This is a genomic window from Enterococcus sp. HMSC061C05 (genome assembly GCF_001814765.1).
GTDB lineage: Bacteria > Bacillota > Bacilli > Lactobacillales > Enterococcaceae > Enterococcus_B > Enterococcus_B lactis.
Genome location: NZ_KV817737.1, coordinates 47,764 through 68,823 on the forward strand (window position 1 = coordinate 47,764; position 21,060 = coordinate 68,823).

Below are 21,060 nucleotides of genomic sequence, written 5' to 3' on the forward strand. Positions count from 1 at the left end.
CATTGTCATATGACGCTATGTCATTATAACACCTCCCACCTGTTTTGCAAGACATTTGCATAGTTTTTTTCATTATTATCCGATACATTAAAAAAGTGATAAGAGGAATCCTTCCATTTGAATTAATGAGAGCTGCCCATTAAAATAGCCACATACTAAACAAAGGATGAGATAAATGGCCCAATCAATTAGTGTCCAAGACTTCAATAAATTGCCTCTCGATGCTGACAGCATCGTTTTAGATACAAGAAATACTTTAGATTACACAAAAAAACACTTAAGCCACTCGCTTTCTATCCCCGCTGCTATCTTGCCAAGACAATTAAAAAATCTAGATCCAAAAAAACTTTATTATATTCTAAGCTACACAGGCAGACGATCAGAAGCATTAGCCGATCAACTTACTGCCAGCGGATTTCGTGCTGTTTATATCATTGGTGGGATGGAAGCTCTTCAGTCAAGCGTTGCTTGAACATTGCTTGTTAGATTCAAAGGGGGCTGTGACAAAAATCGTGTCATAGCTTCTTTTATATCCTGTCTTTTTTTAGTTATTTATTCTTCAACCTTATCAATATGACTTGATAGCCTTTTCTTTTTCGAGTAAACTGATTTTGTTAGTCATAGTTATAACAATCATAGCAATAAAAGGAGAAGGTAAGCATATGGCATCTGTTTTAGTAGTCAAAGGTCATCCCCTAACTGCAGAAGAATCACGTACAGTTAAGGCATTGACGTCTTTTTTAACAAGTTATAAAGAAAATCATCCAGATGATGAAGTGACTGTTTTGGAACTTTATCGCGATGATATTCCAGAAATCGATGAAGAATTATTATCAGGTTGGGAAGCATTACGTGCTGGTGCAGAATTCACTTCCTTATCAGAAAGTCAACAACAAAAAATCGCTCGTTTCAATGAATTGACTGAGCAGTTCCTTGCTGCTGATAAAATCGTTATCGCAAACGCCTTATGGAATCTAAATATCCCAACAAAATTAAAAGCTTGGTTCGATACTGTCAATGTAGCTGGAAAAACGTTCCGCTATACAGAAAACGGGCCAGAAGGATTAGTGACAGGTAAAAAAGCACTGCACATCCAATCTAATGGCGGTGTATACAACGGACAAGACTTTGCCTCTCAATATGTAAAAGGTATTTTGAACTTTGTAGGCATCGATCAAGTAGATCAACTATTCATCGAAGGAATCGATTATGACCCTGACCGTGCAGATGAGTTGATGCAAAATGCATTAGATAAAGCTGCTGCTTTAGGTAAATCATTTTAAAATTGAGGTAAATGTATATAAAAGAGACAGAGGGAAAAATCTTCAAAGCAACATTTGTGCTTTGGATATTTTCCTCTGTCTCTTTTTGTTATTCTTTCTGCTTTTTCAACGGATTTTCTTCATAAAGAGAAGAAATCGTTGTGTACCATTCAAAAACATGAGTGATCACTACTTTAGCTGCTGCATAAACAGGAATCCCCAAGATCACACCAACGATCCCGAACAATTTCCCTGACGTCAGCAAAACTAATAAGATCGTTACTGGATGGATTGCTAACTGATTTCCCAATACTAACGGAGAGATCAAGCGTCCTTCTATTGTCTGTTCTACTGCAAAAACGATCAGTACCTTGATGATCATGAATGGACCTGCCACAATAGCTAAAAAGATGGCTGGAATCATTGCTAAAAATGAGCCTAAGTATGGGATCAGATTCAAGAACCCTGCAATGATTCCCAACGTGACAGCATATTCTAAACCAATGATTGCAAAACCAATCATAAACATGATTGCCACAGCAAAAGCCACAGTTAATTGCCCTCTTATATATGAGGAAACTTGACTATTCATTTCACTCAGCACATTCAACGTCGGTTTTTGCATGCGTGTTGGTAAAAACTTGACGAAATAAGGGGCTAATCGCTTACCATCTTTCAATAAATAAAATAAGATAAACGGCATCGTCAGCAAAGCTACTAAAATAGTCGCTACCGCACCAACAAAACTCCCAAGACTCTGAACTGTACTCTTAGATATGTCTTGGATCATATCACCTGCTGAATTCATGAACTTATCACCTGCTGTTTCCAGCTGTTCTCGAAATTGGTTGAACAGCGGGTCTCTCAAGATCTCGGTCAATTTATTATCGATCGTATCAACGTATTGAGGAAAGTTACTGATAAAGCTGACTGTTTGTTCCTGGATCTTAGGGATGATCACTACGCTTCCCCATACGATTAATGCAACGACCAAAACAAACAGCCCAATGATACTATAGAGCCTTGGTACTTTTCGCTTCTCAAAGTAATCAACTACCGGATTCATCAAGTAATACAAGATGCCTGCTAGAATGATAGGTAGTCCTACGATTGCTAAAAATTGCCAGATCGGTGCAAACAAATAAGAAACTTTTGTAAATAAAAAGACGATCAGCAATATTAACAATACAACAAGTAAAGCTGTGACCACTTGATTATTTAAAAACCAGCGCCAAAACCAAGACACCGGTCTGTTCTTCTTATTCTTCCCTTCCATAAGTCCTCCTGTTAGTTATAAATAATTTGGCTTCCCAAACCAATAGCAGGCAGTTCATGCGGATGGAGATAGATTCCGTTTGCAATTTGTCCTTCTTCTGGACAGGTATCAAAAATCAATGATACGTGAGCTACCGTCTCTAAATTTCCATTGGCCATCGGACCGACATAATCGATCGTATACGACTGACCATCAAAAGTAATCGTTCCGCCTGCTTTCAAAGAAAAAGGTTCATCTTTCGACACCTCTTGAATCACCGAATATTTTCGCAAGGCAGCTGTTGCTGTTTTATCGAACAAAATCAGCATCGGTTCTTCCTTGTTTATTGCTTCTGTTCCAATTTCTGTAATCGTTGCCTGAATCATCGCACTCTCTCCTTTACTTGCTTTCAAAAACAGTATAACACATTCTCATTCTTTAGCCGTGGGGAATAATTATGTGATAGAATAAAAACGAAAACTATTTCATTACCATTAGGAGGAATCAGCTCATATGATCGAAAAGATAATTTTAGGAACCTATACGCGTCGCGAAAGCAAAGGAATCTATACGATCGATCTTGATACAGAAAAAGAAGAATTATCCAGTCTTTCATTGGCTGTTGAAGAGAACAGCCCTACCTACCTAGCAAAAAGCAAAGCTGGCAATCTTTACACGGTTACCAGTGTAGACGGATTAGGTGGTGCCGGTGCGTACGATAAGGATTTTCATTTTTTGAATGCGGTAACAGAGTCTGGGGCTCCTTTATGTTATGTAGCGGTTGATGAAACACGGCAATTGCTCTATGGGGCCAACTACCATAAAGGCGAAGTAAATGTCTATCACATATTAGGAGATGGCGAGCTGAAAGCAGCGGATTCAGTATTCCATCAAGAAGCGACAGGCCCTCATAAAAACCAAGATCATGCGCATGTCCATTATACGGATCTGACTCCTGACCAACGATTAGTCGTATGTGATCTTGGTACAGATCGTGTGTATACTTATGATGTGTCCGAAAACGGCAAATTGAATCTTGTAACTACCTTCACTGCAGAGCCAGGAACAGGCCCTCGCCATCTCGTCTTTCATCCGAATGGACAATTCGCCTATTTATTTGGTGAATTAGACAGCACAGTCCGAGTGCTTTCTTATGATAAAGAAACAGGTGATTTTGAAGAATTACAGAAAATATCGACCTTGCCAGAAGAATTCGACGGTGAAAATGGAGGGGCTGCTATTCGCATTTCCAATGATGGCAAGTTCCTTTACGCTTCTAATCGGGGACACAACTCGATTGCCGTATTCGCAGTTTCCGAAGATGGTTCTCACATCCAAAATAAACAAATCATCTCAACAGAAGGCGATTTTCCTCGCGATTTCGCACTAGATCCAAGCAATGATTTTGTCGTATGTGCTAATCAGAATACCGATAATCTGACATTATACCGCCGTCATCCTGAAACAGGATTACTGGAATTATTGCAAAAAGATGTCTATGCACCAGAATGTGTCTGTGTTTATTTTGATCGTTAGCAAGAAAAGGAGAATAAAATGAATCAGCAAGACGTATTAGACAGGCTGCGGGAAGAACTGAATATTCCTTTCTTTGATGGAAAAATCGAAGATAAAGAGTATAACGAAGAGGAATATCAGAAACTCAAAGCCGATTTACAGAACTACTTTGAACAATATGTACGGAATGTAGAAAACTAATCAACCTTCCATACTATCTGAAAAGGACATCAGCGCAAGACTTTTTCGTCTGTTCTGACGTCCTTTTCTATAAATAAAAAAACCGCCGAGTTGGTTAGACTCTGCGGAAAAGGAGTATTTACTCAATTTTGAGTAAGTACAAGGTTGTTGGTTATAGGTATGTTCTTATCATAAAGGATTTTGTTCACTCTATCATAAAGACAATATTACATTTATATTAGATAACTCTAGTTTTCATTGTCATCAAAGTTTTCTTTTATTTTTTCAATAACAAATTAGTCATTTTTTGGATGGCAGCTGTCAATTGGCCAGTCGCTTGGTCTTGTTTTGCTTCAGATGTATTGAATAAATCTTTATCTACTCCTGACTCAAGATCAATACTTTGAATCATTTCTTCACAGCCTGCTACATATGAAAGATAAGCTTTTTCAAAATTTTTATGAATGCCCATTGCTTTTGCTGGTGGGCGCAATGTACTGACTTTCTTAAGCATTGCCCGATATTTTTTTGTTCCTTCTTCAAATAACTGGACGGTCTCTTCAAGGGTCGATCTGTCCAGTTCACTTGTTTTTCCTTCATCGATTGCGTTTCTGATCACTTCATATTTCGGATGCATTCCTTCTCCGATTGCTTCGGTTTCCTTGACGATTTGATCGATGGACTGCACATAATAGCCAATATTCGGTAACATGTTTGTTTTCCTACTTTCTCCATTATTGTTATTATTTATTCTACTTGTTTTTATCCTCAAATGACAAGTACTTGAAAAAATTTAATGGTTTCTATACAGCTCGCCATTCTTATTCGTGCTCAAAGAAACCATCTGCTAAACTATATTGTTTCCCTGCGACAATGTCATATTGGATCAATTGATATTCGTCGTAAATCTCTTGTTGCGAGCGATTGAATTGCGCTTCTTTATACCACTGTCCGTTTTGATAGTACAGTTCTCGTTCAAACGCCGGAAGTTCTTGTTCTAATGATAAAAGCAGCTGATAAAAACCATTCGTTGTCTGATTCGTCTGTTCCATTAGATTCGCTGCAAAATAAAAAGGACTGGTGATTGCATCTTGAGTCGTTTGCTTTTCTAATTTCCCTTTACTGTCGAACATCAAGAATTGTGTTTCATGTAATGTTTGTTTATCATTTTTGGCTTGGATGGTATCTGAATAGATTCCTGGCAGATGATCCCCCCAAAAAACAACTAGAGTCCTTCTAGAAAGATTCTTCAATTCTTCCGTGAACTGCTTCAGTGCCGTGCTGCTATAGGAAATATCTTGCAGATAATTCTCTAAGTCAAGCGTCCCACTTCCATCTGAAATTTCTGCAGAATAGCCCAGTCTATCATACTTTCCATTGTAAGGCATATGTGTCTGCATCGTGACTAAATGAATGAACTGAGGTGCTTTTTCTTCCTTGAGAAGTGTCATTACTTCTTTGTAAGCTGACTCATCAGAAATATATGGATTATTCTCTATCGTATCCGTATAGGTCATCGTACGCTCGCTGATGAACTGGTCAAATCCTAATGTCTGATAAACATCCTCTCTTTTATACATCGAAGTATTGTATGGATGGATCGCTGTCGTCTGGTATGATTGTGCGTTTAACGCTGAAACGATAGAAGGAAGCTGATCCATTTTTGGTACAAGCATCGTGTAAGGGGTGGTGAGTTGCGCATTAAATAACGCCATAGAAAAACCAGTCAATGCTTCGAATTCGATATTTGCTGTTCCACCGCCATAGTTTTGAGAAAGCATATTGCCACTATATGTTTGATCAGCTACTTCATAATAATCTGCCAATGGCTCACCAGATACTTCTACGCCGTTTAATCGACTAGGATCTGAGAAACTTTCACTCATCACGAACACGATGTTCGGCGACTCTTCCTCTACAGCTTTATTTTTTTCATCGGCTAGCTTCTGGTATTTTTCAGTGATTTCTTTGATCTTTTCTTTCGAATATCCTTCAGGTTCATTCATTGGTTCTACCTTCAGATTGTACAAAAAACCACCGATAAAACCAGTGTTATAGTAGTTCATTTTCTGACTGTAAGGTATCCATAGTGCCGTTTTATTATATGCTTTTCGCAACAAATTATCGGGATTGTTGAAATTACTGATATACCCTAGCAGTCCAATTGCCACAAGCAGTGTCGTTAATCGGATCAATTGGAATCGCCTTCCTTTTTTCAGGCTTCGAAACATGTACCAGCAAAACAATCCTAGCACGGTTCCTGCGGCAGCTAAGATCATTGTAAACAGCATAGTGCCGGTCATATCTTTCAGCAATCCGATTTCAGTGATCATCTTCAAATCGTCTGGATAAATCGGTTCTTGCCGATAACTCATTTTCATATAATTTGCAAAACCTAACACACCAATGGTTACGACATACGTAAGGGAACCTAAAGGGACAGATCCTGCTAGTGCAATCAGAAAAATAAGAATGATCAGCAAGACGAGACAGGCTAAGAAGAATTTTTCCGTATGCCAAGAAAAAGCAAATTTCAACGCAAGGTCTACGGATAGATCATTTTGACACCATTGCAAAAACAAATTACTAAAAACAACAAGAAAAAAGATACTGATGATCGTTGCTGTTCCTTTTAAAATCTTTTTCTGTTTGGTTGAAAGTCTGCTTATATATCTTTTCAAATGCTTGCTCCTTCATTTCTATCAACAAAAGAATGTTGTTTCTCTTATTTTAGTTGTACGAAATTCGAAAGTAAAGAACGGAAAGAAGAATTAATGAAATCCAAATATTCTCTTGCTTTATGACCTTTCTGGTTTCTTTAATAAGCGGACTTTTCGTACTCCAGAAATTTTTTCTAGCTGTTGTTTCACTTGATTGAGCTGTTCAAAATCAGTACTGTCTATGTCAATCAATATGTAGACATGCTCATTCTTATGGTTACGCGATATATCTGCGATCGCTAGCTCGTTCTCATTCAGCAGAGAAAATATCTCTGCTAATATATTGGTTTTCTTTTGATAAAATATAGTGAATCGAAACGGCGCTTGGAAAAACATTCGTGCGGATGGATAATTGACCGCTTCTCTAACCGTACCGAACAAAAGATAATCTTTTAAGGCTTCAACTGCCAAACGTCCGCTGTCTGCCAAAGCTTCCTGAGTCGATCCCCCTAGATGAGGCAACATAAGTATACGGTCATTTTCTAAGAACTCTTCTTCTGGGAAATCAGTCACGTATTTGGCCAGATGTTGTTTTTCCAATGCTTGCATAACAGCATATTTATCAACGATTTCACTTCTTCCTACATTGATAAGTACAGCATCTTTTTTCATTTTTTCTATATTCACCTGATCGATCAATCCTTTTGTATCTTCTGTCAATGGCAGCATGACTACGATGTAATCCGAGGCAGAAAGAACTGTTTCTAAATCTGCTTGCCGAACATAATCCAACTGGGCATCGCGGATAGAATAACCCAAGACATCCATCCCTAAGCCATAGCAACTTAGCGCTACTTTTGTACCTATCGCGCCAAGGCCAAGAAGGCCAATGGTTTTGCCTTGCAACTCTCGTCCCACATAAGCACTTCTTTTGTTTTCTGCCTGTTCTAAAATATTAGGACCTGTTAGTGTTTGTACCATACGACTTGCTTCGATTATCGGACGGGAAGATAAGAGCAAACAGCACAAAACAAGCTCTTTTACTGCATTAGCATTTACACCTGGTGTATTCATAACGATCGTCCCGTTTTCAGAAGCTTTTTCAACGTTGATCGTGTTCACCCCAACACCAGCTCTTGAAATTGCTAGCAAATCTGGTGTAAGCCATTCGTCTTTCACTTTCGTACTACGAATGACTATTCCTTCGGCTGGCAAATCATCTATTATTTTGAAATATTCCCCTTGTAACTTTTCTATCTCTTGTTCTGGAATAGCATCAATCAAATGAACGTGATACATAAAACCCCCTCCTTACTAATAAGTATCTCGAAATTTTTGCAATTAGACAACTGTTTACCATTTGACTTCCTAGAAGCAAAAATAGCAGTTAGAGCAGAGTAGGCTTAGTGATAAAAATAAGGCCATGACAAGTTACTGCCATAAGCCTTATTTTTGAGAGCAAAATATTGTGGGTGAGATTTCTTGATAAATGGTGTTCAGTTAGCTGACATTGATAATAAGCCAAAATTTCAAAAATAGTTGAAAAGCAAATTTCGTCAATCTCTTCTTATTTCTTAAAACTAAGTGGCTTTTTCACAACCTCTTTTTATCTAATAACAACTGTTTCCAACTCAACTAATTTTGCCCATGTTTCAATTTGATCTGTTGTTAGATTTAGCGAGACAACGGTATGATGACCGCCACCTGCCTGAATCCATGAATGGACACCTTCATGGAAATTCGGTTTAGTTTTCCATAACACACGTGCAACAGGTAAGTTAGGTGCTTCAGTCGTTGGTTCAAAGGCTTCTACTTCATTGATCAGCAGTTTATAATGCGTACCGAAATCTGCCATCGATACGACTACCCCTTCTCCTGCTTTCCCATCAAATACAAGACGCGCCGGATCTTCTCTATCTCCCATTGATAAAGGAGAAACAACGATTCTTGGTTTCGTCGCAGCAAGCGTCGGATCTACTTCCATCATATGGGATTCTAAGATTGCTTCTTGGCCACTAGCTAGCTCGTAAGTATAATCTTCCATGAATCCTGTATCTTTTCCTCGAGCCATGATTTTCAGCAAACGATCAATCGCTGCAGTTTTCCAGTCGCCTTCCCCAGCAAAACCGTATCCTTCTGCCATCAAACGTTGTACAGCTAGTCCGGGCAGTTGTTTCATTCCATAAAGGTCTTCAAAATTAGTCGTAAAAGCGTTATAGCCTCCTTCTTCTAAGAAACGGCGAATACCGATTTCCTGCTGAGCTTGTACTTTTACATGTTCTTCCCATGTCTTTTCTTCATAATCACCATAGTCGAAGGTATACAATTCCTTATACTCTTCAAATAATTGTTCGACTTCTTCGTCTGACACGCGATCGATTACTTGTACAAGATCTCCGATACCAAAATAATCAACAGTCCATCCAAATTGAATCTGTGCTTCCACTTTGTCTCCTTCTGTGACACCCACGTTTCTCATGTTGTCACCAAAACGAGCCACTTTTATTCCAAAACTTTCATTATAGGCTACTGCAACATCCATCCAATCAGCAATCTCTTTTTGGATCTCAGGTCGTTTCCAGTAGCCAACGACGATTTTATTTTGTTTATTTAATCGAGCATTGATGAACCCATATTCGCGGTCGCCATGAGCGGATTGATTTAAATTCATGAAATCCATATCGATCGTTTTCCAAGGAATGCTTTCGTTATATTGCGTAGCTAAATGAAGCAATGGTTTTTGTAGAAGCTTTGTCCCACGGATCCACATTTTTGCTGGTGAGAAAGTATGCATCCAAGTGATCACACCTGCTACTTCTTCTCGATAATTGACCTCTTTCATGATTTTTGTGATCGTATCAGCAGTAACTGCTAATTCTTGAAGGCGGATAGGATAAGGCAATTGGCCATTTTCATTCAGTTCATCGACCATTTCTTGTGCATGTTTCTTTACTTCTCGCAGTGCTTCTTCCCCATATAAATGCTGTGATCCTACAACAAACCAAAATTCTTTTTCTCCAATATTCAACATAATTAGCCACTCCTTTTATTTGTTTTGTCCGTAATACGCATTTTTTCCGTGTTTTCGTAAATAATGTTTATCTAAAATCCGTTGAGGCAGCTCTTCTGAAAATGAATTGAGCTGTCTGGTAAATAAATTCATCTTGCATACTTCATCTAGTACGACTGCGTTCATTACCGCACTTTGCGCATCTTTCCCCCAAGTAAATGGACCGTGTCCGTGTAAAAGTACCCCTGGAATTGCTAAGGGATCAATTTTGCGTTCTTTGAATGTTTCTATGATAACTTTTCCTGTTTCATATTCGTATCCGCTGTCGATTTCCTGTTGTGTCAAAAATCGAGCACAAGGTACCGATCCATAAAAAGTATCTGCATGCGTCGTCCCCATCGCAGGAACATCCAATCCTGCTTGTGCCCAGATCGTCGCCCATGTCGAGTGAGTATGGACGATTCCTCCGATTTGAGGAAATGAACGATATAAAACAGCATGAGTAGGCGTATCCGAAGAGGGATTGAGTTTACCTTCAATGATATGATTGTCCAAGTCCACAACGACCATGTCGTCTGCTGTCATCTCTTCATAGCTGACCCCGCTAGGTTTGATAACGAAATATCGTGTTTCAGGATTAAAAGCGCTCACATTTCCCCATGTATATTTGACAAGTCCGTGTTTAGGTAAGTCAAGATTTGCTTGATACACTTCTTCTTTCAGTTGTTCCAGCATTTTCTATCACTCCTTTTTCTTGCAATTGATGAATCGCTGTTTTTTCAATGTCGATCCCCTCACGGTAACGACTCATAAATATCTGATAGCCTGCTATTTCTTCTGCTGAAGGTGTGATGGTGATTCCTTGGTCTTGTCCAAACACGTCTTCTGCCAAGAAGTTTTCTAAAGATTTCCCGTGTCGATCCATCATATAGGCTGCTAATAACGCGATCCCCCACGCTCCACCTTCTCCGGCTGTGTCCATCACTGTAACTGGCGCCTCCATAGCAGATGCTAGAATCCGCTGTCCAACTTCTGGTGTTTTAAAAATCCCCCCATGCCCCACTAAACGATCAATTTGGACATCCTCAGATTTCAATATATCCATTCCGATTCTCATTGCGCCAAAAGCACTGGCTAAATGGATCCGCATGAAATTCGCTAAATCAAAACGGCTACCTGGTGTACGTACAAATAATGGCCTTCCTTCATTTACTCCTGTAATGTTTTCACCGGAAAAATAACCATAAGAAAGTAATCCCCCGCAATCCGTATCGCCTTCTAGCGCTTTGTTGAATAATACCGTAAATAATTTATCTCTGCTTATCTCCATACCCAAAGAATTGGTAAATTCTTCAAAAATATTGACCCAAGCATTGATATCCGAAGAGCAGTTATTCGTATGAACCATACCTACTAGTTCTCCTGAAGGTGTAGTGACCATGTCGATTTCCGGATGGACATTTTCTAGTTCTTTTTCTAATACGATCATAGCGAAGGCGGAAGTACCAGCCGAAATGTTCCCTGTCCGTTTGGCTACACTGTTCGTAGCGACCATACCGGTTCCTGCATCTCCTTCTGGCGGACAAATCGGGATTCCTGGCTTCAGGTTTCCCGTAGGGTCGATCAGATAAGCCCCTGATTCGCTCAACTTGCCAGCTTCTTCTCCTGCTACTAGAACTTTAGGCAAAATGTGATCCAAATCAATCGCTATACGCTCTTTTTCGATTAATTGACCAAAAATATTTTTCATTTCTTGATGGTAGGTTTTCGTTGAAGGATCGATAGGAAACATGCCTGATGCATCTCCTACGCCTAGTACTTTCTCACCAGTAAGCTGCCAATGAACATACCCTGCAAGCGTTGTCAAAAAATCAATTTCTCTCACATGTTCTTCTTTATTCAAGATAGCTTGATACAAATGAGCGATACTCCATCTCTGCGGAATATTGTATTGAAATTTTTCCGTTAATATTCGTTCTGCTTCTTCAGTGATTGTATTTCGCCAAGTACGAAATGGTACTAGTAACTGTTCCTTGCTATCAAATGCTAGATAACCGTGCATCATTGCACTGAACCCAATCGACCCGATCGTTGTAAGATTCTCGCCATAGATTTCGAATACTTCTGCTGCCATTTTTCGGTAACTGACGCGCAGTCCTTTCCAAATATCTTCTAATGAATAGGTCCAGATACCATTTTCTAGTTTGTTTTCCCACTCATAACTACCAGCGGCAATAGGAGTAAAAGATGAATCAATCAATACAGCTTTGATCCTAGTTGATCCAAACTCAATTCCTAAAGATGTACGACCATCTATGACATCTAACATACTTTGCGCATTTACTTCCTTCATAATGATCTAACTCCCTCCTTCTCGTCAAACCTGATCAAACCGTCTTTTTTAGTAGCGCTTACAATGATTATTGTATACTTTTGTACGTACATGTCAAGTGGTTATTTTCAAGAATATAATAAAAAACGCTTGTTTTGTACGTACATAAGTTATAGAATGAAATTGCTTACAAAATCTGATCAACCGCCTTCTCGAAATTCTAGAAGGAGAGAATACTTATGAAAAAAGAAAAAAAAGTTTCCTCATCGTTTATTTATTTTTTTGGCGCATTTGGCGGCATTCTATTTGGATATGATATTGGTGTTATGACCGGCGCTTTACCTTTTTTACAACATGATTGGGGTTTGGCAGGTAAGGCTTCTTTGATAGGATGGATCACGTCTTCGGTCATGTTAGGTGCGATCCTTGGTGGCTCTTTATCTGGTCTTCTTTCTGATAAGCTTGGACGACGAAAAATGATTCTTCTTTCTGCACTTATTTTTGTGGCTGGTTCTATCCTTTCTGCATCTGCCCCTCACAATGGTTCTTATTTTCTGATTGCAGCAAGGATTCTTCTAGGTTTAGCTGTTGGCGCTGCATCTGCCCTAGTTCCTGCTTATATGTCTGAAATGGCTCCTGCTAGACTAAGGGGAAGATTGTCAGGGATCAATCAAGTGATGATTGCTTCTGGCATGCTCCTTTCCTATGTTGCAGATTATTTGCTAAAAGGGTTACCTGAAACGATGGCTTGGCGCGTGATGTTAGGACTCGCTGCTGTTCCTGCACTGATTTTATTTTTCGGCGTTTTAGCTCTACCAGAGTCACCGCGTTTTCTTGTGCAATCTGGTCGCTTGGAAGAGGCAAAAAGAGTATTGAACTATATTCGGACACCAAACGAAGCTGAACAGGAATTCGAACAAATTCAACTGAATGTCAAACAAGAAAAGACAACCGTAACTTCTTGGCATACTTTATTTTTAGAAAAGTATCGTTCGTTAGTTATTGCCGGTATTGGTGTAGCAGTATTCCAGCAATTTCAAGGAGCTAATGCTATTTTTTACTATATTCCACTGATCGTAGAAAAAGCGACTGGGCATGCAGCGAGCGATGCATTGATGTGGCCGATCATCCAAGGAATCATTTTAGTTGCTGGTTCTTTGCTCTTTTTGGTTATTGCAGACAAGTTCAATCGGCGAACTTTATTGAAAATAGGCGGTAGCGTGATGGGACTTTCTTTCATCCTACCAGCTGTTTTAGGAACTGTACTGGATGCTCATACAAATTCGTTGTTGATTCTCTTGTTTTTATGTATTTATGTCGCATTTTATTCTTGCACATGGGCTCCACTGACATGGGTAATCGTAGGCGAAATATTCCCACTAGCTGTCCGCGGGCGAGCATCTGGCCTGGCCTCTTCTTTCAATTGGATTGGTTCTTTCCTAGTCGGCTTGCTTTTTCCTGTGATGACTGCTTCTATGTCTCAAGAAATCGTTTTCGGTATTTTTGGGATCATCTGCTTTTTAGGGGTTTTATTTATTCAAGAGATCGTACCAGAGACTCGTGGGAAATCTTTAGAGGAAATCGAACAAAGTGCATCTAAAAAAACTTATCCTAAACGTATTTCTATCCATCATTCTTAAAGAGGTTGTGACAGAAGTAGGCAACTTCAAGAAACAAGAGGAGCCGCTTAGTTCCGAGTCACAAGGGACAAGTTCAAAACACAGTTTCTCATGTTTGATGATTTTTGCCACAGTCTCAAATTGATATAAAAATAAGAGGCGGTAAAAACCCGTCTCTTATTTTTCGTTTTCTTTTACTGTTTCCCGTTCAACTAGTACAGGCTCATAAAGAATATTCGGCTGTGCCTGTCCTTTTTCAATCGTTGTGACGATCCACCGTGCGGCATCTTGTCCCAACTTTTCTTTTGGATGCGTCAATGTTGTCAATTTTTTATTTCCTAAATGGCTTAAAGAAGAATCGTCTGTTCCTACGATCGATAGGTCATCTGGAATTTGATAGCCATTTTCTGTCAGCTTATCTAGCAATAAACTAGCTATTTGATCGTTATAGCAAATGATGCCATCTAAAGCTTGTTCTTCTTTCAACCGTTGTACTGTTTTTTCAGCAATCGTTTCTCGTGTTTCCGTGGTGAAAGTAATGATATCTTCTGTCAAAAATCGCACATTATACTGTTCACACGCGCTGATAAAACCTTTCATCCTGTATTTTCCTTGAAGATCGTCGATTTTTGTAATGAACAACAGACGTTGATGTCCTTTTTTTATCAAATATTCTGCTGCCATAAAACCGACTTTCACATCATCTAAACAAATATAAGAGGCATTTAACTCTTCATAAGCAGCATTGATCATCACCATCGGAATACCTTGTTCTCTTAAAGCAACATAAAGTGCTAAGTTTGGATTATACTGATTACTTTTCGTAGGCTCAACGATCAAACCATCTACCCCATAAGCAATCATTTTCTTCAAACACTCTTTCTCCAATTCGTGATCGTTATTCGTACTGGCTAAAAGCAATGAATACCCAGATTTTCGTAATTCATTTTCGATTCCTCGGATAATCGACGGAAAAATATAATCAGAGAGATATGTGGTGATGACACCGATCGTTTTTGTTCTGTTCAATGGTGCTTTTTCTGTCTTATAGCTGTCATCTACATATGTGCCCGATCCTTTTTCTTTACGCAGATAGCCCTCATTTACCAACACAGCGATTGCTTGCCGAATCGTATGTCTGCTGACGTCATATATTTCTTGCAGCTTGAATTCTGAGGGAATGGTTGTATTTACTTCGTATTCCTCATGAAGGATCTTTTGTTTTATCTCTTCTGCAATATCTTGATATTTTGCCATTTACCTTGCCCCTTTTTATTTGTACGTACATATGTATCCATTATACACAAGAAAGAGACAACTTGGAAATATCCAGTTGTCTCTTTCTAATTATTTCTTTCTCCTGTTTTTAGGAAACTATATTCCTTTTTCTAAACCAACTGGTGTTATTCTTTTATCTGGATTCTTTAGTCCAATCGCACCAACAACCGTCACTACGAGCACCAATACTGCTAGAAAAATATATGTTTCTTTAAATCCTATGCTGTCATACATTTTTCCAGCAATAGTAGAGAATGCAAAAACTGAGATTTGCTTGGAGAAATTAAACCCTAGAAGATAAACAGTTGCTGACAATCGCCAATCGAATGCGCCAGAAATATATTTCATAACGGAAACAAGAAGCAGTGGCATTTCTACGGCTGCAATCAATCGAGCACCTGACAATACGATCCAGTTGGGAGCCAATGCACTAAGCATCACTCTTATAAAAATCAAACAGCCAAACAGGATCATCCCTTTTTTCGCACCGATTTTATTGATAAGACTCGGCATTGGGATCATAATCATCGCCTCCAATGCTACTTGGATTGAAAGCAATCGACTGTAGATGATTGTTCCCTGAGATACCTCATGGAAAAAAGTCCGATAGTAGATAGCAAATTGCTGATCTACTACATCATAGATAGCGGCTGTCCCAACAAAGAATAGACACAAGAGCCAAAAGTTTTTATTTTTAAACAAAGTGAAAATCTCTTTTCTGGTCACTTCATTTTTTTCCTCTACTGGTACTTCACTGCTTTTAAGATTTACTTTATCTCCAAAAATCACTAATCCAGTTAAGATTGTCGCCATAAATGAGCAAAGCCAAAAAATAGAATTAGGATTTTGCGTAAAGATAATTCCGCCTACGAATGCCGCAACAGCGCCAGCAATCGAACCGCCTAAACGCGAATGTCCGTATTCGAATTTATTCACTAAACTTGCCCGTTCAACGTAAGTCTCAACTACTCCTACGCCACCATTTAAAACAAAAGCTAGATAAATACTGCCGATGATCGCTCCAAAAAAAGTATTGATTGATAAAAGAGGAATAAAGAGCCATTGGAAAAATGGGCCAATGAACATTCCAGCTATCGTGATAGTTATCAATAGATTCTTTTTGAATGCTAATTTATCCGACAATATCCCAAATATCGGCTGGTAAAACAAAGAAACGAATGCCATGAACGAAAAGATGATACCTGCTTGCGTTCCGTCAAGATCTGCTACTTGCTGCAGCCATAACGACAAAAATCCGAAAACTGTTGCCCAGATAAAGAAATACGTAAAATGGGTTCCCGCAAAGCTCCAAAAATGATTCGATTCGTTTTTCATGATTCTCCCTCTTTCTCTTAGTCATTCAAATATGGAAGCGGCTTGCCAAAAATTGGGAAACCATCGTTACCCCAACCAAAAGCTTGTACTTTTGTGTGTCTGTTCGGGTCGTATAGCGGATCACCTTTGATTTCCGTATAGTCCCGACAGTGATAAACCAGAATATCTGTTTCTCCATCTTCTGCAATAGTAAAAGAATTATGTCCAGGTCCGTATTGTTGTGTAGAAAGGTCGCTCTGGAAAACAGGTTCTGTCACCTTTGTCCAATTTTCTCTTTTCAATAAGTCAGATTCCAAATCAGCATAAATCATTCCCATACAATAATTTTCGTCGGTAGCGCTTGCAGAATAAGTGATGAAAATTTTTCCATTCCGCATCAATACTGCAGGCCCCTCATTTACTTTAAAGCCCTTACATTCCCACTCAAATTCTGGTTTTGTCAGCATAACTGGTTCTGTTTTCAATGTCCACGGATTAGTCATTTCTGCTATATATAAATTAGAATTTCCTTCAATAGCATTGTCTTTTTGTGCCCAAACATAATATAAATGATTATTATGTTCAAACACTGTGGCATCTAAACAAAAAGTATCTAAGTGCGACACCACTTGACCCTTTTCGTGCCAATTTTCGTCTACCATCGGATCTTGCGCTTCACACTCTAAACAATACATTCGATGAGTGAACAATCCATCAATAATCTCTTCTGTATGCGTTGCAGCAAAATAGATATACCATTTTCCAGCAATATAATGGATCTCTGGAGCCCAGATTAGTTTGCTCATCTCGCCCGTCTCATGTTTTCGCCAGATTGTACGGGGTGTTGCATAAGCTAGACCAGCAATCGTTCTTGAACGGCGTAATTCAATACGATCGTATGAAGGTACAGAAGCAATGAAATAATAATATCCGTCCTCATGTTTATAGATAAATGGATCTGCCCTTTGAATAATCAACGGCTTTTGATAATTCTCATTCATCTCTTTGATTTTTACTTCTTCTTGTACTTCAACTGTCATTGTGTCTCCTCCTTAATTAATTTATAAATGAATGTTAACTCTTTAAGAAAGCGTTGTCAATAATATTTTTGTTAATTAAAAAATAAAAATTAGATATAATTAACATAAAAGTTAATAATAAAAGCCGTAATTTATAAAACGATTGACTATATTAATGCTAGTGTTAATATATAGTTAACAGAAAAATAAGCGAGGAAAATTATGCAACTACAAATAAACGAGGAATCCTTACCGGTATATGAAGCATTAGCTAGCAAGACAAGAATCAGGATCATTCAGTTGCTTTCCAAAAAGAAGATGAATGTCAAAGATTTGGCAAAAGAACTTGGAGTAAGCAGCGCGATCACGACGATGCACGTGAAAAAGTTAGAAGAAGCGAACATCATCAAAACAGAGAAAATAGGACAACAAAAAATTTCGAGCCTTCGTGTCGATAAAATAGATATCAGTTTCCCAGAAAAAATATTCAATGCTTTTGACACGAAAGAAACATCGATACCTATTGGTCACTATACGAATTATGCAATTGAACCGACATGTGGTTTAGCGACGATCCATGACTTTATCGGAAAAGTGGATGAACCACGCTATTTTGTGGATCCTCGAAGGATGGATGCTCGTATCCTCTGGTTCACCAGCGGGTTTGTCGAGTATCAGTCACCTAATTTTTTGAATGCAGAGGATACATTAGAAATGTTGGAAGTTTCTGTGGAAATTTCTTCTGAATTTCCTTTTTCAAATGACAATTGGCCTTCCGATATCACTTTCAGCCTAAATGGCGTAGAGCTAGGAACATGGACGAGCCCTGGAGATTTTGCTGATATCCGCGGGAAATATACGCCTGATTGGTATCCAGATAATCTTAATCAATACGGCTTGCTGAAGACGATCCGAATCACCAAACATTTGACAAATATGAATGGGGAACCTTTGTCAAACATCACGATCAACGACATTCCTAAAGATCAAGACACTTGGCATTTGCGAATTGAAGTAAAAGAAGATGCCGAACATGTAGGTGGCTGTACTTTATTTGGTAAAGGATTCGGTAATTACGACCAGGATATCAAATTAAAAGTTTACTACAGCTGATAGTTTTCTTTTCTATTTTATAAAGAAAAAACAGCCAATCCCTATGAAGGGACGGCTGTTTTTTTATTTTATTGTTATTTCCAAAAATCATCCAAAACAGAAATTGGCAAATGACGTTTATGCTGCGTCTTGTTCCACCACGCTTCGATTTTTTCTTGTGCTTGAGCGGGAACTTCTTTTCCTTCTAGATAATCATCGATTTCGTTATACGTAACACCTAGTGCGACTTCATCCGCAATCATTGGTTTTCCATCTTCAAGATCTGCAGTCGGAATTTTTGTGTATAGCTTTTCCGGTGCATTCAATGCTTGAAGCAATTGTTTCCCTTGCCGTTTGTTCAAACGGAACAATGGTAAGATATCGGCTCCTCCATCACCAAATTTCGTGAAAAAACCAGTGATGTTTTCTGCAGCATGATCTGTCCCTAATACAGCTCCTGCTCTTTCTCCGGCTACGGCATATTGTGTAATCATTCGTTGTCGTGCTTTGATATTTCCTTTGTTAAAATCGCTGATTACCACACCTGCTTCACTTAATACTTGTACTTGTGCATCAACAGCAGGTTTGATATTTACTCGCAGACTGACATCAGGCTGGATAAAGTCAAGGGCAGCTTTTGCATCTTCTTCATCTGCTTGTTCACCATAAGGAAGACGAACAGCGATAAATTGATAGCTTTCATCTTTCGTTTCTTCACGCATTTCTTCCATCGTTAGTTGCGCCAAACGTCCGGCTAAAGTAGAATCTTGACCACCGCTAATACCTAATACGAAGGTTTTAAGAAACGGATATTTTTTCAAATAAGCTTTCATAAAATCAATACTTTTACGAATTTCTTCTGTTGGATCAATTGTTGGTTTGACACCTAATTCATGGATGATTTCTGTTTGCAGGCTCATTTATTCTCCTCCTATGCTTCTGTATGAAGTTCTGCTACGCTTTTTTTCATTCGTTCCATCGTAGCCATTTTATGGTTCCAGCATTCAGTAGATAGATCGACCGGATATTTTTGCGGATTCAAGTCTCGTTTGTACTCTTCCCACAGTGAATCTAGATTTTCTTTTGTATATTCTTTGATTTCGTTTAGCACGGGTAGTTCGTATACTCTTTTTCCTTCGATAAAGATATCTTGTAAAACGGGACGAGCGGTAAAATCCCGAACAGTTTTATTGATAAACGTATGCACTGGATGAAACATAAAGATAGCTTCTTCTTCTCGAGGATCTTCATCCCATAATGTGACATAGTCTCCTTCAGATTTCCCATCAGAGTTTCGAGTAATACGCCATACTTGTTTTTTTCCTGGAGTTGTCACTTTTTCCGCATTGCTTGATAACTTGATTGTATCCACCATATTTCCTTCGCTATCTTCAATTGATACTAGTTTGAATACTGCACCAAGGGCTGGCTGATCATAAGCGGTGATCAGTTTTGTTCCGACACCCCATACATCAATTTTAGCTTTTTGCATCTTTAAATTCAAAATCGTTGCTTCATCTAAGTCATTTGAAGCATAGATTTTTGCTTCCGTAAATCCAGCTGCATCTAATTGTTCCCGAACACGCTTAGATATATAGGCCATATCTCCACTGTCGATACGTACGCCTTGGAAGTTGATTTTATCACCTAATTCTTTTGCTACACGGATTGCACTTGGCACACCTGATTTCAACGTATCATAAGTATCGACTAAGAACACACAGTCTTTATGGGTTTTAGCGTACGCCATAAATGCTTCATAATCATTTCCATAAGATTGGACTAACGAATGCGCATGAGTCCCGCTAGCTGGTATCCCAAATATCTTTCCAGCACGTACATTGCTTGTTGCATCTGCTCCGCCGATATATGCCGCTCTAGTTCCCCAGACTGCCGCATCCAATTCTTGCGCTCGTCTAGTCCCAAATTCCAAGAGCGGATCTTCTCCGATCACAGATTTGATGCGAGCTGCTTTTGTCGCGATCAACGTTTGAAAATTGACCATATTCAACAGTGCTGTTTCTACTAATTGACAATGTGCCAAAGGACCTTCCACTTGGATCAATGGTTCATTTGCAAAAACTAATTCACCTTCACGAGCAGAACGAACCGTTGCTTTAAATTCAAAATTTTGTAAATACTCCAAAAACCCTTCAGGATAGACTTCTAAGCCACGTAAGTAAGCAATATCGGAATCACTAAACGTCAGATTCTCTAAATAATTGACTAACCGTTCCAATCCTGCAAAAACCGCGTACCCGTGGTTAAAAGGCATTTCTCGAAAATAACATTCAAAAACAGCATGTAAATCAGCTCGACCTAATTCCCAGTATGTCTGCATCATATTGATTTGATATAGATCCGTATGCAGCGTCAAACTGTCGTCTGGGTAAGTATTATTCATCTTGTATTACTCCTCTTGGCAAGTTTTCATTTCCTACCCATTATAACAAAAAAAATTGATAGGAAAAGAAATCTTCATTATTTTCTGAAAAAGAGGTTGTGAAAAAGCCGCTTAGTTTCG

General features: G+C 38.8%; 20 protein-coding genes. 7 read left to right on the top strand and 13 right to left on the bottom strand.

Going from position 1 to position 21,060, the window contains the following annotated elements; translation table 11 throughout:
• Window positions 1-175: 175 nt before the first annotated feature.
• Complete coding sequence (locus HMPREF2988_RS05965) at window positions 176-472, top strand: rhodanese-like domain-containing protein (protein WP_002291478.1); 297 nt, start codon at window positions 176-178, stop codon at window positions 470-472.
• Window positions 473-662: 190 nt separating this feature from the next.
• Window positions 663-1,283, top strand: coding sequence for an NAD(P)H-dependent oxidoreductase (locus HMPREF2988_RS05970; RefSeq protein ID WP_010732941.1), 621 nt, complete (start codon window positions 663-665; stop codon window positions 1,281-1,283).
• 88 nt (window positions 1,284-1,371) lie between these two features.
• Here the strand turns inward: HMPREF2988_RS05970 and HMPREF2988_RS05975 are convergent, their stop codons facing one another.
• Window positions 1,372-2,538: an AI-2E family transporter gene (locus HMPREF2988_RS05975; protein WP_002291475.1), complete on the bottom strand. Its 1,167-nt coding sequence runs from the start codon at window positions 2,536-2,538 to the stop codon at window positions 1,372-1,374.
• Window positions 2,539-2,549: 11 nt separating this feature from the next.
• Complete coding sequence (locus tag HMPREF2988_RS05980) at window positions 2,550-2,903, bottom strand: PTS glucitol/sorbitol transporter subunit IIA (protein ID WP_002315725.1); 354 nt, start codon at window positions 2,901-2,903, stop codon at window positions 2,550-2,552.
• 127 nt (window positions 2,904-3,030) lie between these two features.
• Here HMPREF2988_RS05980 and HMPREF2988_RS05985 point away from each other — a divergent pair, with 127 nt between their 5' ends.
• Window positions 3,031-4,053 carry a lactonase family protein gene (locus HMPREF2988_RS05985; protein ID WP_002335468.1) on the top strand — a complete coding sequence of 341 codons (1,023 nt, stop codon included), beginning with the start codon at window positions 3,031-3,033 and terminating at the stop codon, window positions 4,051-4,053.
• Between the two features lie 18 nt (window positions 4,054-4,071).
• Window positions 4,072-4,233 carry a hypothetical protein gene (locus tag HMPREF2988_RS13760; protein WP_070770175.1) on the top strand — a complete coding sequence of 54 codons (162 nt, stop codon included), beginning with the start codon at window positions 4,072-4,074 and terminating at the stop codon, window positions 4,231-4,233.
• 256 nt (window positions 4,234-4,489) lie between these two features.
• On the opposite strand, the gene HMPREF2988_RS05995 is transcribed toward HMPREF2988_RS13760, so the two are convergent.
• Both HMPREF2988_RS05995 and HMPREF2988_RS06000 read right to left on the bottom strand, forming a co-directional pair.
• Window positions 4,490-4,924 carry a hypothetical protein gene (locus HMPREF2988_RS05995; protein WP_070770176.1) on the bottom strand — a complete coding sequence of 145 codons (435 nt, stop codon included), beginning with the start codon at window positions 4,922-4,924 and terminating at the stop codon, window positions 4,490-4,492.
• Window positions 4,925-5,033: 109 nt separating this feature from the next.
• On the bottom strand, window positions 5,034-6,893 hold the full coding sequence (locus HMPREF2988_RS06000) for an LTA synthase family protein (RefSeq protein WP_070770177.1): 1,860 nt from the start codon (window positions 6,891-6,893) through the stop codon (window positions 5,034-5,036).
• On the opposite strand from HMPREF2988_RS06000, the gene HMPREF2988_RS13865 reads away from it, so the two are divergent.
• Entirely contained in the window at window positions 6,894-7,016 is a 123-nt protein-coding gene (locus tag HMPREF2988_RS13865; protein WP_002291464.1) for a hypothetical protein, read from the top strand. It begins immediately after the preceding gene.
• Here the strand turns inward: HMPREF2988_RS13865 and HMPREF2988_RS06005 are convergent.
• The 4 genes from HMPREF2988_RS06005 to HMPREF2988_RS06020 form a co-directional block, all read right to left on the bottom strand.
• Entirely contained in the window at window positions 7,011-8,171 is a 1,161-nt protein-coding gene (locus HMPREF2988_RS06005; RefSeq protein WP_024635099.1) for an NAD(P)-dependent oxidoreductase, read from the bottom strand. The two genes, HMPREF2988_RS13865 and HMPREF2988_RS06005, sit on opposite strands and share 6 nt — an antisense overlap.
• A gap of 307 nt (window positions 8,172-8,478) precedes the next feature.
• On the bottom strand, window positions 8,479-9,903 hold the full coding sequence (gene araA / locus HMPREF2988_RS06010; protein ID WP_002291462.1) for an L-arabinose isomerase: 1,425 nt from the start codon (window positions 9,901-9,903) through the stop codon (window positions 8,479-8,481).
• Window positions 9,904-9,918: 15 nt separating this feature from the next.
• Window positions 9,919-10,617, bottom strand: a complete 699-nt coding sequence (locus tag HMPREF2988_RS06015; protein WP_070770178.1) for an L-ribulose-5-phosphate 4-epimerase — start codon at window positions 10,615-10,617, stop codon at window positions 9,919-9,921.
• Window positions 10,574-12,235, bottom strand: a complete 1,662-nt coding sequence (locus HMPREF2988_RS06020; RefSeq protein ID WP_002291460.1) for a xylulokinase — start codon at window positions 12,233-12,235, stop codon at window positions 10,574-10,576. Before HMPREF2988_RS06020 ends, HMPREF2988_RS06015 begins: the two co-directional genes overlap by 44 nt.
• A 218-nt stretch (window positions 12,236-12,453) precedes the next feature.
• On the opposite strand from HMPREF2988_RS06020, the gene HMPREF2988_RS06025 reads away from it, so the two are divergent.
• Complete coding sequence (locus HMPREF2988_RS06025; protein WP_070770179.1) at window positions 12,454-13,854, top strand: sugar porter family MFS transporter; 1,401 nt, start codon at window positions 12,454-12,456, stop codon at window positions 13,852-13,854.
• 156 nt (window positions 13,855-14,010) lie between these two features.
• Here HMPREF2988_RS06025 and HMPREF2988_RS06030 read toward each other — a convergent pair whose 3' ends face one another.
• The 3 genes from HMPREF2988_RS06030 to HMPREF2988_RS06040 all read right to left on the bottom strand — a co-directional run bounded on the left by HMPREF2988_RS06030 (window position 14,011) and on the right by HMPREF2988_RS06040 (window position 17,465).
• Window positions 14,011-15,090, bottom strand: coding sequence for a GntR family transcriptional regulator (locus HMPREF2988_RS06030; RefSeq protein WP_002291458.1), 1,080 nt, complete (start codon window positions 15,088-15,090; stop codon window positions 14,011-14,013).
• Window positions 15,091-15,207: 117 nt separating this feature from the next.
• Window positions 15,208-16,446 carry an oligosaccharide MFS transporter gene (locus tag HMPREF2988_RS06035; RefSeq protein WP_002328937.1) on the bottom strand — a complete coding sequence of 413 codons (1,239 nt, stop codon included), beginning with the start codon at window positions 16,444-16,446 and terminating at the stop codon, window positions 15,208-15,210.
• A gap of 17 nt (window positions 16,447-16,463) precedes the next feature.
• On the bottom strand, window positions 16,464-17,465 hold the full coding sequence (locus HMPREF2988_RS06040; protein WP_083314606.1) for a glycoside hydrolase family 43 protein: 1,002 nt from the start codon (window positions 17,463-17,465) through the stop codon (window positions 16,464-16,466).
• Window positions 17,466-17,666: 201 nt separating this feature from the next.
• Here HMPREF2988_RS06040 and HMPREF2988_RS06045 point away from each other — a divergent pair, with 201 nt between their 5' ends.
• Window positions 17,667-18,557 (top strand): ArsR/SmtB family transcription factor, encoded by an 891-nt coding sequence (locus HMPREF2988_RS06045; RefSeq protein ID WP_002291455.1) that lies wholly within the window; start codon window positions 17,667-17,669, stop codon window positions 18,555-18,557.
• 74 nt (window positions 18,558-18,631) lie between these two features.
• Here the strand turns inward: HMPREF2988_RS06045 and nadE are convergent, their stop codons facing one another.
• Together nadE and HMPREF2988_RS06055 are read right to left on the bottom strand one after the other, a co-directional pair.
• Window positions 18,632-19,456: an ammonia-dependent NAD(+) synthetase gene (gene nadE / locus HMPREF2988_RS06050; protein WP_002291454.1), complete on the bottom strand. Its 825-nt coding sequence runs from the start codon at window positions 19,454-19,456 to the stop codon at window positions 18,632-18,634.
• Between the two features lie 11 nt (window positions 19,457-19,467).
• Window positions 19,468-20,940 (bottom strand): nicotinate phosphoribosyltransferase, encoded by a 1,473-nt coding sequence (locus HMPREF2988_RS06055; protein WP_002291453.1) that lies wholly within the window; start codon window positions 20,938-20,940, stop codon window positions 19,468-19,470.
• Window positions 20,941-21,060 lie beyond the last annotated feature (120 nt).

Bases quoted from the DNA above. Each gene is read 5' to 3' on its own strand.
- HMPREF2988_RS06025 (WP_070770179.1), top strand. From the start codon at position 12,454: ATGAAAAAAGAAAAAAAAGTTTCCTCATCGTTTATTTATTTTTTTGGC.
- HMPREF2988_RS06015 (WP_070770178.1), bottom strand. From the start codon at position 10,617: ATGCTGGAACAACTGAAAGAAGAAGTGTATCAAGCAAATCTTGACTTA.
- nadE (WP_002291454.1), bottom strand. From the start codon at position 19,456: ATGAGCCTGCAAACAGAAATCATCCATGAATTAGGTGTCAAACCAACA.
- HMPREF2988_RS05965 (WP_002291478.1), top strand. From the start codon at position 176: ATGGCCCAATCAATTAGTGTCCAAGACTTCAATAAATTGCCTCTCGAT.
- HMPREF2988_RS05975 (WP_002291475.1), bottom strand. From the start codon at position 2,538: ATGGAAGGGAAGAATAAGAAGAACAGACCGGTGTCTTGGTTTTGGCGC.
- HMPREF2988_RS06030 (WP_002291458.1), bottom strand. From the start codon at position 15,090: ATGGCAAAATATCAAGATATTGCAGAAGAGATAAAACAAAAGATCCTT.
- HMPREF2988_RS05970 (WP_010732941.1), top strand. From the start codon at position 663: ATGGCATCTGTTTTAGTAGTCAAAGGTCATCCCCTAACTGCAGAAGAA.
- HMPREF2988_RS13760 (WP_070770175.1), top strand. From the start codon at position 4,072: ATGAATCAGCAAGACGTATTAGACAGGCTGCGGGAAGAACTGAATATT.
- HMPREF2988_RS06035 (WP_002328937.1), bottom strand. From the start codon at position 16,446: ATGAAAAACGAATCGAATCATTTTTGGAGCTTTGCGGGAACCCATTTT.
- HMPREF2988_RS06040 (WP_083314606.1), bottom strand. From the start codon at position 17,465: ATGACAGTTGAAGTACAAGAAGAAGTAAAAATCAAAGAGATGAATGAG.
- HMPREF2988_RS05985 (WP_002335468.1), top strand. From the start codon at position 3,031: ATGATCGAAAAGATAATTTTAGGAACCTATACGCGTCGCGAAAGCAAA.
- HMPREF2988_RS05995 (WP_070770176.1), bottom strand. From the start codon at position 4,924: ATGTTACCGAATATTGGCTATTATGTGCAGTCCATCGATCAAATCGTC.
- HMPREF2988_RS13865 (WP_002291464.1), top strand. From the start codon at position 6,894: ATGCTTGCTCCTTCATTTCTATCAACAAAAGAATGTTGTTTCTCTTAT.
- HMPREF2988_RS06055 (WP_002291453.1), bottom strand. From the start codon at position 20,940: ATGAATAATACTTACCCAGACGACAGTTTGACGCTGCATACGGATCTA.
- HMPREF2988_RS06045 (WP_002291455.1), top strand. From the start codon at position 17,667: ATGCAACTACAAATAAACGAGGAATCCTTACCGGTATATGAAGCATTA.
- araA (WP_002291462.1), bottom strand. From the start codon at position 9,903: ATGTTGAATATTGGAGAAAAAGAATTTTGGTTTGTTGTAGGATCACAG.
- HMPREF2988_RS06005 (WP_024635099.1), bottom strand. From the start codon at position 8,171: ATGTATCACGTTCATTTGATTGATGCTATTCCAGAACAAGAGATAGAA.
- HMPREF2988_RS05980 (WP_002315725.1), bottom strand. From the start codon at position 2,903: ATGATTCAGGCAACGATTACAGAAATTGGAACAGAAGCAATAAACAAG.
- HMPREF2988_RS06020 (WP_002291460.1), bottom strand. From the start codon at position 12,235: ATGAAGGAAGTAAATGCGCAAAGTATGTTAGATGTCATAGATGGTCGT.